The sequence below is a fragment of the Aeromonas sp. s13 genome (assembly GCF_040907905.1).
Classification (GTDB): domain Bacteria; phylum Pseudomonadota; class Gammaproteobacteria; order Enterobacterales; family Aeromonadaceae; genus Aeromonas; species Aeromonas veronii.
Genome location: NZ_JBFOCS010000023.1, coordinates 1 through 11956 on the forward strand (window position 1 = coordinate 1; position 11956 = coordinate 11956).

Consider the following 11956-nt stretch of genomic DNA (forward strand, 5'->3'; position numbering starts at 1 on the left):
GACGGGGGAGAAGCTGATGATCAGCCAGCACAAGAGGCCTGAGAGCGGGGGGGGGCGTTGCACGGGGAAAGAGGCTCGCTGCACGGCCTCTCCTTTATAGGTGCTTGAGCCGATTTGTGACATAAAACAGGGAGATAGCACGCGTCTTGCTGGTAAAAACAGCGAACTGCTGCAATTTTGACTAAACGAATCAGTCGCGGTTATTTTAGGGTTGACAGCAAAGCGGGTGATGCCTATCATGCGCCTCCGTTGCCGGAGATAACTTCGTCAGCGCCGAGGTGAGTTGGGGTTATAGCTCAGCTGGGAGAGCGCTTGCATGGCATGCAAGAGGTCCGCGGTTCGATCCCGCGTAGCTCCACCAAATTATCCTCGAACAATCTGGAATCAAAGGGGTTATAGCTCAGCTGGGAGAGCGCTTGCATGGCATGCAAGAGGTCCGCGGTTCGATCCCGCGTAGCTCCACCAGGTTCCTGATTGAAATGAAGTACCCAGGGCAGTGCGGTGTGTATCACCCAGGCCGACCTTTGTGGGGTTATAGCTCAGCTGGGAGAGCGCTTGCATGGCATGCAAGAGGTCCGCGGTTCGATCCCGCGTAGCTCCACCACTATTTAGGATGAATGGCCGCCAGAACCATTCATTCAGTACCGAATTTGGGGTTATAGCTCAGCTGGGAGAGCGCTTGCATGGCATGCAAGAGGTCCGCGGTTCGATCCCGCGTAGCTCCACCAAATTCAGAGTGACTGCCGGTCATTCACAAAAATCGGGGTTATAGCTCAGCTGGGAGAGCGCTTGCATGGCATGCAAGAGGTCCGCGGTTCGATCCCGCGTAGCTCCACCAAATTCTTGTTACAAGAAACAAAAAGGCCACCGCATAGCGGTGGCCTTTTTGTTTTCTCCATCATTTATTTTCTCCATACGCCCGCGCCTTTCATTTGTAAATCCAATGACCTGAATGAAAAAGCCCGCGAGACTCGCGGGCTTTGCTTGCACTATTCAGATGCGCTTGTGGTTAACGGCGACGTCGCCAGGCCAGCGGTAACAGGGCCAGCAGGCCGAGTCCCAGTGCACCACCGCCTGAGGAGGTGTCCGGTTTGGTGGCATCGCTCTCCAGTCTCAGGTCGACGATGATGGGATCATGGTCGGAGGCACTGAAGGGGTTGTCAGACTTGAGCAGGGAGCCGGTGTACTTGCTGCCGTATTCGAACAGGGAGCTTTCGAAGGAGTTGATGTGCCAGTCGGCGACACCAGCCACCTTGCTGGCCAGCGCCGGGTTGGCGAGGGCATAGTCCAGAGTGCCCAGCTCCCCGTCGTAGCTGTAGGAGATGGCTTTCTCCTTGTTGAATTTGACGTTGAGATCGATCAGGCCGTAGCTGCGAGTTACTTCGCGACCGAGCTGTTCATAGGACTGCTCACCGATAAAGGTGTGGGAGGCCGATACGATCTTCCGCTCGCTGGTGGCCGGGTTGTAGTCGGTCAGTACCCGGATCGGATCTTCCTTGGCGTAGGAGTTGAAGTCGCCTACCAGCAGCACCTGGCCCGGCAGTTTGTTGACCGCTTCACCCAGCACCTTGGCGGCAGAGACCCGGAACTCGGTGCACTTGCCCTGCAGGTCGGCCGGTTCTGTCTTGCCATCGCCATTTTCGTAGCAGCCTGACCCCTTGGATTTGAGGTGGTTGACCACCAGCGTCAGCGGCTCCTTGCTCTTGGCGAGGGTGAAGGTCTGAACCAGAGAATCGCGCTGACCGGCTGTCTTGGCCACACCACCAGTGGTGTAGCGCTGCTCCGGCAGCTTGATGACGCTGGCATCTCCGCTGGGGGTGAGCAGGGCAGGACGGTAGATCATCGCCACCATGATGGCGTCGCCGCCGAAGAACTTGCCATCGGTAAGTGCCTTGACCGGCAGGCGCACATAGGCGTAGTGTTTGCTCGCATCCTTCTGCTGTTCGTTGAGGCGGGTCACCAGATTGTGGAGGGCCGAGTTATCCTCGAAGCCGTTGTTCTCCATCTCCATCAGGCCGAGCAGATCGGCATCCATTGCGGTAATGGCATTGACGATCTTGGTGCGCTGTTTCTCGAACTCGGGCTGGCTCTTGGCACCCCGGTTGCAACCTTTGGCGTTGTCGGCATCCGCCTGATCCTTGCACAGGATATTGAGTGCACCGCCGATGCTGGAGTGACTGGTGAAGTAGTTGAGCACGTTGAAGCTGCCGATCCGCAGATCGCTGCCAGAGAGGCGAGTCGGCGCGTCTTGACGATCCTCTTCAGGGGTGCGCAGCAGGGCGCCGGCAGTCAGGGTGACATCGCTCGGTACCACCAGACGGAAGGCATCCTTGTTGTATACGATCACCCCCTCCAGCCCGGTCAGTTGATCACCGATGCGCAGATATCCCTGATCGGCATCCCAGCTCGGGAACCAGGGCAGTACGCCATCCGGCGCTTTGTAATCCGACTCGACTACCAGACGGTTGCTGCCATTTTTGGTGGCCAGTGCGACAGCGTCCGCACTGTTGGCAACATGAAGTTGGGTCGGTTTGATCAGCGGGGTTTTGTGGGCCAACTCTACGTTGTTGCGCTCGACCTTGTAGTCGAAGCCATAGTTGCGGGTCAGGTGCAGGTCACTGCTGCTGTCGAGACGTACCCGCATCCCTTCGTGGCGATTGAGCGCTTGCGCCAGCGTCTCCCCTTCATTCACCTGCAATACGCTGGTCGGCACATTCAGCCCTTGTGCGGTGACTTGCAAGTGGGCTTTTTTGGTGGCCTTGTCGACTAACGGGGTCAGCTGGGTGCCGCCGTAAAACTCTTGCACCTGTGCTTCCAGACAGACTTCGCTCCCCGGTTTGATGTCTTTATATTTGGTCGCGAAGTCCTTGTCGTTCAGATAGACAAAGATGCCATCAGAGGTGGCCGGATTGCCATCGCCCACCGGGTCGGTCAGATAGAACCCCTTGGTCAGGCTTTGGCCTAGCGTCGTCACGATACCGCGAACGTTGAAGGTGCCCGTGCTGATTTTACCGGTCACATTGCCGTTCTTGTCGGTCACGGTCTGGGTGGCCAGCGCGCTGGCGGAGCCTGTGCCCTGAATGGTCGGGATGGGAGTGAGTTGAGCCGGATCGGACGGGCAGACAAATGCCGCATGGGCGCCTGAGGATGCAAGTGCCAGCCCCACGGCCAGCGACAGCAGGGTACGAGTACCTTTCATAGGTGTTCCTTTTTTATTTTTGCCAGTGATTCCATAGCCTTGGCTCGTTGACCAAGGGCGCGCATTGTCACATTTCTGGCATGTCATACCAGTGAGCCAACGCACATTAAATGAATCTGGGAAGGTGCGGGAAAGCGTTTTTATGATCCCAGTAACGATATGATTTTTTTGATAATTAAATCAATTTTAACCCTGAGATCATGACGCTTTTGTGGCAGGGGATAATTCTCTTTGAGAATAAAGATTGAGGGGATCTTGTCGCCTTCCTATACTGGGTTCGTTCCTCACGGAACCCAGGTAAAGGGCAAACCGGCAGTGATGTCGGGGCGCAATGCTTCCGGTCTCGATCGTAGATCCAGATAGCGGGGTTTCCCTGGGTGAGGGGTGGTTTTTGTGGCAGGTCCATTGCCAGTTGTCTGCGCCCATCATGCAGGTTGCGATTGTTCTTTGCCTTGGTGACCAATGCCAAGACAAAACAAGGAAGATAACAATATGCAACAGCTCTTCAGACCCAGCAGGCTTGCCATGCTGGTCGCCCTTGCGGCCGCGCCTGCCTGGGCTCAGGCCGCTTATCCCGCCTATAAATCCGGTACTGCCTACAAGGCTGGCGATATCGTCAGCAACGTCGGTGCCCTCTATGAATGCAAAGAATTTCCCTATTCAGGCTGGTGCGGGGCATCCCCTTATCACTATGAGCCGGGGGTAGGTGTGGTCTGGGCAGATGCCTGGAAGCCCTATGGTGGCGAGGTGCCTCCTCCTGCGCTCGGCGTAGCCATCAGCTCACCGGCTGCCGGTGCCAGCTTCAACGAAGGAGCCAGCGTGGCGCTGGCGGTGAGCCTGAGCGGCCCGGTAACGGCCTTGGCCCGGGTGGAATATCTTGTCGACGGCACGCTAGTCGCCACGGCGAGCGCCTCGCCCTGGAGTGCCAGCTGGAGCGCCGCCGGAGTGGGGGTCCATACCCTCAAAGCCCGCGCGCTGGATAAAGATGGCAAGGTGCTGAGCGAAGCGGATTCGAGCTTCAACGTCGCCGCCGTGGTCGCGCCAGAGGCGCCCAAGGCAAGCATCAGCAGCCCGGCCAATGGAGCCAAGGTGACGCTGGGTCGCAGTGTGGCGGTGAGCGGCAACGTCACAGATGCCAACAACGATGTGGCCAAAGTCGAGCTCTATGTCGACGGCAAGAAGGTGGGCGAAGATACCACTGCCCCTTGGCAGGTGAACTGGACGCCGGATGTCAAAGGCAGTGCCGCCCTCAAGCTGGTGGCCACTGACAAGACCAATCTGAGCGGCGAGTCGGCGGCGGTGACCGTCAATGTCGAGGAGGCCGCGCTGCCGCCTACCGGTGGCAACCTCTCTTGTGACATTCGCCAGGTCTATCGCCCGGATGGCTACGAGTGCATGGGGGATGACCATGCCCGCCGGGTCATCGGCTACTTCACCTCCTGGCGCACTGGCAAGAACGGCCTGCCCGCCTATCTGGTGAGCGATATTCCATGGAACAAGATCACCCACATCAACTACGCCTTCGCGGCGGTGGATGAGCAGAGCCACACCATCAAGGTGGACGATGCAGCCACCAAGATGACTTGGGATGGCGTGCCGGGTGCCGAGATGGATCCTGAATTCGCCTACAAGGGCCACTTCAACCTGCTGTCGAAGTACAAGAAGCAGTATCCGGACGTGAAGACCCTCATCTCGGTCGGGGGCTGGGCCGATACCCGCGGTTTCTACACTGCCACTACCAAGGGTGACTGCTCGGTCAATACTGCAGGTATCAACACCCTGGCTGACTCGGCGGTGAGCTTTATCCGCCAGTACGGTTTTGACGGGGTCGATATCGACTACGAATACCCCACCTCGATGAAGGATGCGGGCAACCCCAACGATTTCCCGCTCTCCAACCAGTGCCGGGCCAAGCTGTTTGCCAATTACGAGGTGCTGATGAAGACCTTGCGGGCGCGGCTCGACAACGCCGGTAACGAAGATGGCCGCAAGTATATGCTGACCATCGCCTCACCGGCTTCTGCCTATCTGCTGCGGGGGATGGAGAACTTCCAGGTCACCCAGTACCTCGACTACGTCAACCTGATGACCTATGACTTCCACGGTGCCTGGAACCACTTTGTCGGTCACAACGCGGCCCTGTTCGACAACAATGCCGACCCCGAGCTCTCCCATTGGGGCGTCTATACCCAGACCCAGTTTGGCGGTATCGGTTACCTCAACGCGGCCTGGTCTGCCCACTACTTCCGCGGTGCGCTGGCGGCTGGCAAGATCAACGTTGGCGTGCCCTATTACACCCGCGGTTGGCAGGGGGTGAGCGGTGGCAGTCACGGGCTGGGTGGCAAGGCAGCCCTGCCGAGCCAGAACGAGTGCCAGCCGGGCACAGGTGGCAGCACTATTCCGTGCGGCAACGGGGCGGTCGGCATCGACAACATCTGGCATGATCTCGACAAGAACGGCAAAGAGATCGGCGGTGGCGCCGTGCCCATGTGGCATGCCAAGAACCTGGAGCATGCAGCCAGCCTCGGCATCACCACGCTGCCGAGTTATGGCACTGCTTGGGGTCTGGATCCCAACAATCCGGCTCACGTGATGCAGGGCAAGTATGTGCGTTACTACGATGACAAGGCCCACGCGCCCTGGCTGTGGAATGAAGAGAAGAAGGTGTTCCTCTCAACCGAAGATGAAGAGTCCATGGGCCACAAGCTGGACTACATCATCAAGCGCGGTCTGGGTGGCGTGATGTTCTGGGAGATGGCGGGTGATTACGCCTTCGATCCGGCCAAGAACGAGTACGGCATGGGCAGCACCTTGACCACCCTGGCTTATGAGAAGTTTGCCAAGGCAACTCCGTACAACACCAAGCAAAACGATCTGGCCGCGCCGAGCGCCCAGCTCGACATCCAGGTCAGCCTCTCCGGCTTCAAGGAAGGGGACTCCAACTACCCGATCAACCCGAAACTCAAGCTGGTCAATAAGTCGACCCAGACCATTCCGGGCGGCGCGCGCATCGAGTTTCTGGTGCCCACTTCCACCTCTGACACCATCACGGATCAGAGTGGCATGGGGCTGAAAGTGGTGGAGAGCGGTGGCAACGACAATTCGGAAGGCATTGCGGGCGAGAAGGACTTCCACAAGGTCGCCATGAACCTGCCGGGCTGGCAGACTCTGGCACCGGGGGCCGAGATTGAAGTCGCCATGACCTACTACCTGCCCGCTGCTGGCGTGCCAAGCGGCATGCGCATCATCAGCGGCAGCCAGACCATTGGTCTCAAGGCCGAGTTCCCGACCCTGCCGGAGGCCGTGTTGGGCTCGGGTGGCGGCGAGAATCCGGGTACCAGCTGCAGCAGCCAGAACGTCAATCCGGCGGCCTACAAGGCCTATCCGAGCTGGCCGCAGGGGGATCATGCCAATGGCGGCGACCGCATCACCCATAACAAGGTAGTGTGGCAGGCGAACTGGTGGACCAGCAGCGAGCCCAAGGCAACCGATGGCAGCTGGAAGTCTGTCTGTAGCTATTGATTTTAAAATCAATGAGATAAGTGAGGCTTCGGCCTCACTTTTTTTGTCTGGTTGGTCGCTCTGGTTGAAAATGCGCCTGCCTTTCCTGGCGGGCAGCCTCTATAATAGAGTCGATTAATAATCAGATGGATATCAGCGTATGGCGAGTATATTGGATTCCGTTGATCAACGAACTCAACTGGTGGGTGAAAACCGCCTCGAGTTGTTGATGTTTCGTCTCGGCACCCGTCAGATGTTCGCCATCAACGTCTTCAAGGTACGGGAAGTGGTCAAATTGCCCCATCTGAGCAAGATGCCGGGCTCCCATCACAATATCAGTGGGGTGGCCAATATCCGCGGTACCTCGATCCCGGTGATCAACCTGCGCAGCGCCATCGGTATGCGTCCCATGCCCATCGACAGTGAATCCAACCTCATCATCACCGAGTACAACCGCACCATTCAGGGGTTTCTGGTGGGGCAGGTGGCCAACATCGTCAACATGACCTGGAAGGATATACTGCCGCCGCCGCGCTCTGCCGGGCGCGCCAACTACCTCACCGCCATCACCCGCATTCCCGAAGATGGAGTGGATCAGATCGTCGAGATCATCGATGTGGAGAAGGTGCTGGCGGAGATCATCACCTATGACATCCGCATCTCCGAGGAGGTGCTGGACCGGGAGATCCTGCCCGAGATGCATGGCCGCAAAGTGCTGATCGTCGATGACTCCAGCACCGCCCGCAATCTGGTGCGCGAGACCCTGGGCCAGCTTGGGCTTGAGGTGATCGAGTGTCAGGATGGTTTGCAGGCGCTGACCCTGCTCAAGGGGTGGTGCGATGCTGGCAAGAAGGTGACCGACGAGATCCTGCTGATGATCACCGATGCCGAAATGCCGGAGATGGATGGCTACCGCCTGACCCACGAGGTGCGCAGCGATCCGCGCATGTCTGACCTCTTTATCACCCTCAACACCTCCCTGAGCGGCAACTTCAACGAAGCCATGGTCAAGAAGGTGGGGTGCGACCGCTTTATCTCCAAATTCCAGCCCGATTTGCTGGTCGGCGTGGCCCAGGAGCGGCTGCGCCAGGTGCTGGAAAGCTGAGAAGTTGCCTGCCGGTTATGCTAAATCAATAACAACACATCCCGCTTCGGCGGGATGTGTTGTTATTGGGTATTGGCGATGGATTGGGTGAATCAAGGTGCCAAGCAGAGATCGTCGACTGCCCAAAACATCCGATTTTGGCGGGATATTTTGTTATGGGATATTGGTGATAGACGGCGGGCTTATTGGCTGAGCAGCGGCTCCATAAAGCGGGCGACTTTATCGCGGATTTGTGGCTGGGCCGCCGGGGTGGGATGAATACCATCGTTCATCATAAGTTCAGGGCGCAGCGCAATATCATCCATAAAGAAGGGCAGCAGCGGCAGATCGTTAGCCTGGGCCAACTCGGGAAAGATCTGTTCGAACTGGCGCAGATAGCGGGCACCGTAGTTGCGGGGCAGCTGGATTTGGGTCAACACCACACGGGTCTGCTGCTCCTTGGCGAGCGCGATCATGCTGGCCAGATTTTGGCGGGTAATGGTCGGTGCGAAGCCGCGCAGGCCATCGTTGCCTCCCAGTTCGATCAGCAGCCAGTCCGGCTTGTGTTCCTTCAGCAGAGCGGGCAGACGGGCCAGCGCCCCCTGGGTCGTTTCACCGCTGATGCTGGCATTGAGCAGGGTGTGTTTGCCCCCCTCCTCCTGCCATTTCTGGTTGAGCAGGGCGGGCCAGCTCTGCTCAACCTGCATCTGATAGCCGGCGCTCAGGCTATCTCCCAGTACCAGCAGGGTCTGGGCCTGAGCCGACGAGAGCAGGCTGCCGAGGCCAACGAACAAGGCAAACAGAATACGCACCATCAATTCAACTCCCGCTATGGATTGTCATCAAGGGATTGGAGCAAAGGATACAGAGCATGAGTTCAACCCCCATTATTGTCGTCAAGGGCCTCGGCAAATCGGTTCGCCTCGGCCAGGAAAGCCTCACCATCCTTGAAGGGATCGATCTGCAAGTCAATAGCGGCGAGACGGTGGCGCTGGTCGGTGCCTCCGGCTCCGGCAAGTCCACCCTGCTGGGGCTGCTGGCCGGGCTCGATCTGCCGAGTCAGGGAGACATCGAAATCCTCGGCAAATCCCTTGGCGAGCTGGATGAAGAGGGGCGGGCCCGGTTGCGCGCCGAGCAGATCGGTTTTGTGTTCCAGTCGTTCCTGCTGCTCCCGACCATGACGGCGCTGGAGAATGTGATGCTGCCCGCCGAGCTGCGCGGTGAGCGGGATTGCGAACCAAGAGCCCGCGAGCTGCTGGCTGCGGTCGGACTTGGCGAGCGGTTGCACCATCTGCCGCCACGGCTCTCCGGCGGTGAGCAGCAGCGGGTGGCCATCGCTCGTGCCTTTATGACTCGCCCCAGTCTGCTGCTGGCGGACGAGCCGACCGGCAACCTCGACAGCAAGACCGGCGAGAAGGTGATCGAGCTGCTGTTTGAACTCAATCGCAAGCACGGCACCACGCTAGTGGTGGTAACCCATGACCATCAGCTGGCCGAACGTTGCCAGCGGCAACTGGTCATGACGGCGGGTCGGCTGGATCGCGAGGTGACCCATGGTGTGGTGTAACGGGGTGAGCTGCGGGTCATGTGGGAGATGCAAGGGATGATGCAGTGGCGATTGGGATGGCGACTGCTTCGCCGGGAAGGTTTCAGCGGCGAACTGCGCTGGTTTGTGCTGGCACTGGCCCTGAGCGTGGCGTGCATCTTGAGTGTGGCGCTGGTAGCTGATCGGCTCGATGCCGGACTCAAGGCATCGGGCCGCGACTTTATCGGGGCGGATCGGGTGTTGCGTACTGCCGCTGCTCTGCCGGATGGTTGGCTGGAACGAGCGAAACTGGATGGCTTGGCGGTGCAGACCACCGTCAGCTTCAACAGCATGCTGTTTCACGGTGATGCCTTGCAGCTCGCCTCCATTCGGGCGGTGCCCGATGGTTTTCCCTTCTACGGCAAGCTCACTCTGGAACCTGCCCGTGCCCCGGCTCCCGGCGAGATCTGGCTCTCCGCCCGGGTGATGCAGCTGCTCAAGGCCAAAACGGGGGATGAGCTGGAGGTGGGCAATACGGTGCTCAAGGTGGCAGGCCTGCTTGGCGAGGAGCCGGATCAGGGCTTCAGCCCCTTCCTGCTGGCGCCGCGTGCGCTGATCCACAGTGCCGATATCGAGGCGACCGGCGCTCTGCTCCCGGGCAGCCGCCAGCAGTGGCGCTATCTGTTCAAGGGGCCGCGAGAGTCGCTGGCCCGTTACGAGCAATGGCTGCTGCCGCAGTTGCAGGCCGGACAGAAGTGGATCAAACCGGATGACAGCGAATCCCAAGTGGGCCGCTCGCTGGCCAATGCCGAGCGTTTCTTCCGGCTCGCCTCGCTAAGCGGGGTGTTGCTGGGGGCGTTGGCGATGGGGATTGCGGTGCGCCACTTTGCCGAGCGCCAGACCAATATGGTGGCGTTGCTCAAAACCCTGGGGGCATCCCGTCGCTCGCTCTGGCAACTGATGGGAACCCTGCTGCTGTCGTTGACGCTTATCGGCGCGTTGCTGGGTCTGGTGGCGGGCACAGCCATGCAGTGGATCACCTTGCAGCTGCTGGGGGATCTGCTGCCGCCGGATCTGCCGCCCCCCTCCTGGCGACCCTTTGCGCTAGGCGTGGCGGTGGCGCTCTTTATCACCCTGCTGCTCGCTTTTGTGCCCTTCTTGCGGCTGCTGAAAGTGCCGCCGCTGCGGGTATTGCGCCGGGAGCTGGAGGCGGGGATTCCCCCCTGGATGGCCCTGCCGGTCGGCCTGCTCGGGCTGTTTGCGCTGGTCTGGGGCTTTACCGCCGATGTGCGGCTGGCGCTGGGTCTGGTCGGTGGCATGGGCTTGCTGATGGGGCTGTTGGCCCTGCTGGCTGCGTTGATGTTGCGGCTGGGAGCGAGAGTGAGCGGGCCTCATGCCTTGCGGCTGGCGCTGGCCCACCTGTCGCGCGAGCGCAGCAGCGGCCTGTTTCAGCTGGCGGGCTTTGCGCTGGCATTGATGCTGTTTGGTCTGTTATGGGCGGCCCGGGTCGATCTGCTGGATGAGTTTTCGGCCCGTCTCCCGGTTGATGCGCCCAACCGTTTTCTGGTCAATGTGGCGGAGAACGAGCGGGAGGGGATCCTGAGCGAACTGGCGGCAGCCGGGGCCAACACTTCCGACTTCTACCCCATGGTGCGCGGCAGGCTGACCCATATCGCCGGTGAGGCGGTGGGCGAGGGGGCCAGCAGTGGCCGCGAGGGGGTCGATCGGGAGCTCAACTTCACTACCACAACAACCCTGCCAATCGACAACAAGCTGGTGGCCGGTAAATGGCTCGCTGGCCCCGGCGAGGTGTCGGTGGATAGTGAGCTGGCCAAGCGGCTCGATATCAAGCTGGGGGACATGCTCGCCTTTACCATCGAGGGGCGCAGCTTCGGCGCCAGGGTCACCAGTCTGCGCAGCATCAAGTGGGACAATATGCGGCCCAACTTCTACATGATCTTCTCCGAGGATCTGCTGGCACCCTTCTCCCGTACCTGGCTTGGTAGTTACCGATTGCCCGAGGCGGGGCGCTCTGCCGAGGTGGAGTTGATCCGCCGTCACCCCACGGTGAGCCTTATCGATGTGGATGACCTGATTGCGCGGCTCACTCAGGTCTCGGAGCAGGTGAGTAGGGCGCTGGCGCTGATGCTGGGGCTGGTGACAGTGGCCGCGCTGCTGGTGCTGCTGACCCAGACTCAGGCCAGCATGGCTCAGCGTCGGCGCGAGCTGTTGCTGATGCGCACCCTGGGTGCCAGTAGCGGTCTGCTCAGGAAGATGCTGCGTTGGGAGCTGGTGGCCAGTGGTGCGCTGGCTGGGCTCTGTGCCGCCATGGTGGTGGAGCTCTGCTCCTTTGGCCTGCAGTGGTGGTGGTTCGAGGGGCAGTGGCAGTTCCACTGGGCCATCTGGCTCGGCCTGCCGACGCTGGGGGCACTGCTGGTGACGCTGGCGGGGCAGGGGATGCAGCGTCAGCTGCTGGCTGGCACCCTGAGCGATCGGCTGCGGGGGCTGGGTCAGGGACTGTTGTAATCCTGCCAGCGCGAGCCGATGCACACAAGGTGCAATAGCGCAGCCACAATAAACAAGCAGCCCGACCATTGGCCGGGCTGCTTGCTATGTGAGGTGCTGATGAGCGGACGCAGCGAGCGGG

At 60.0% G+C, this 11956-nt stretch carries 7 protein-coding genes, 5 tRNA genes and 1 riboswitch; of the genes, 9 read left to right on the plus strand and 3 right to left on the minus strand.

From position 1 onward, the window contains the following. Positions 1-240, minus strand: a 240-nt coding sequence (locus tag AB5Y82_RS02530) for a hypothetical protein (protein ID WP_368173611.1), incomplete at its 3' end; no start/stop codon positions are given. Between the two features lie 45 nt (positions 241-285). Here AB5Y82_RS02530 and AB5Y82_RS02535 point away from each other — a divergent pair. The 5 genes from AB5Y82_RS02535 to AB5Y82_RS02555 all read left to right on the plus strand — a co-directional run bounded on the left by AB5Y82_RS02535 (position 286) and on the right by AB5Y82_RS02555 (position 838). After that, positions 286-361, plus strand: a tRNA-Ala gene (locus AB5Y82_RS02535). 28 nt (positions 362-389) lie between these two features. Further along, positions 390-465: transfer RNA gene (locus AB5Y82_RS02540), tRNA-Ala, on the plus strand. 63 nt (positions 466-528) lie between these two features. After that, a tRNA-Ala gene (locus AB5Y82_RS02545) sits at positions 529-604 on the plus strand. Between the two features lie 48 nt (positions 605-652). Continuing rightward, positions 653-728, plus strand: a tRNA-Ala gene (locus AB5Y82_RS02550). 34 nt (positions 729-762) lie between these two features. Further along, positions 763-838, plus strand: a tRNA-Ala gene (locus AB5Y82_RS02555). Positions 839-1009: 171 nt separating this feature from the next. Here the strand turns inward: AB5Y82_RS02555 and AB5Y82_RS02560 are convergent. After that, positions 1010-3199 (minus strand): ExeM/NucH family extracellular endonuclease, encoded by a 2190-nt coding sequence (locus tag AB5Y82_RS02560; protein WP_111901220.1) that lies wholly within the window; start codon positions 3197-3199, stop codon positions 1010-1012. 293 nt (positions 3200-3492) lie between these two features. Beyond that, positions 3493-3575, plus strand: a riboswitch (cyclic di-GMP riboswitch). Between the two features lie 116 nt (positions 3576-3691). Here AB5Y82_RS02560 and AB5Y82_RS02565 point away from each other — a divergent pair. Together AB5Y82_RS02565 and AB5Y82_RS02570 are read left to right on the plus strand one after the other, a co-directional pair. Next, positions 3692-6721 (plus strand): glycosyl hydrolase family 18 protein, encoded by a 3030-nt coding sequence (locus tag AB5Y82_RS02565; RefSeq protein ID WP_162632613.1) that lies wholly within the window; start codon positions 3692-3694, stop codon positions 6719-6721. 139 nt (positions 6722-6860) lie between these two features. Continuing rightward, positions 6861-7805, plus strand: a complete 945-nt coding sequence (locus tag AB5Y82_RS02570; RefSeq protein ID WP_005335238.1) for a chemotaxis protein CheV — start codon at positions 6861-6863, stop codon at positions 7803-7805. Positions 7806-7987: 182 nt separating this feature from the next. On the opposite strand, the gene AB5Y82_RS02575 is transcribed toward AB5Y82_RS02570, so the two are convergent. Beyond that, a complete protein-coding gene (locus AB5Y82_RS02575; RefSeq protein ID WP_005335237.1) occupies positions 7988-8599 on the minus strand; it encodes an arylesterase in 612 nt (203 codons plus the stop codon). A gap of 56 nt (positions 8600-8655) precedes the next feature. Here AB5Y82_RS02575 and AB5Y82_RS02580 point away from each other — a divergent pair, with 56 nt between their 5' ends. Both AB5Y82_RS02580 and AB5Y82_RS02585 read left to right on the plus strand, forming a co-directional pair. Next, entirely contained in the window at positions 8656-9351 is a 696-nt protein-coding gene (locus AB5Y82_RS02580; protein WP_139477396.1) for an ABC transporter ATP-binding protein, read from the plus strand. 36 nt (positions 9352-9387) lie between these two features. Then, positions 9388-11835 (plus strand): ABC transporter permease, encoded by a 2448-nt coding sequence (locus tag AB5Y82_RS02585; protein ID WP_368173612.1) that lies wholly within the window; start codon positions 9388-9390, stop codon positions 11833-11835. Positions 11836-11956: the final 121 nt, after the last annotated feature.

Coding starts and splice junctions, on each gene's coding strand:
- AB5Y82_RS02560 (WP_111901220.1), bottom strand. CDS start 3,199: ATGAAAGGTACTCGTACCCTGCTGTCGCTGGCCGTGGGGCTGGCACTT.
- AB5Y82_RS02575 (WP_005335237.1), bottom strand. CDS start 8,599: ATGGTGCGTATTCTGTTTGCCTTGTTCGTTGGCCTCGGCAGCCTGCTC.
- AB5Y82_RS02585 (WP_368173612.1), top strand. CDS start 9,388: ATGATGCAGTGGCGATTGGGATGGCGACTGCTTCGCCGGGAAGGTTTC.
- AB5Y82_RS02580 (WP_139477396.1), top strand. CDS start 8,656: ATGAGTTCAACCCCCATTATTGTCGTCAAGGGCCTCGGCAAATCGGTT.
- AB5Y82_RS02565 (WP_162632613.1), top strand. CDS start 3,692: ATGCAACAGCTCTTCAGACCCAGCAGGCTTGCCATGCTGGTCGCCCTT.
- AB5Y82_RS02570 (WP_005335238.1), top strand. CDS start 6,861: ATGGCGAGTATATTGGATTCCGTTGATCAACGAACTCAACTGGTGGGT.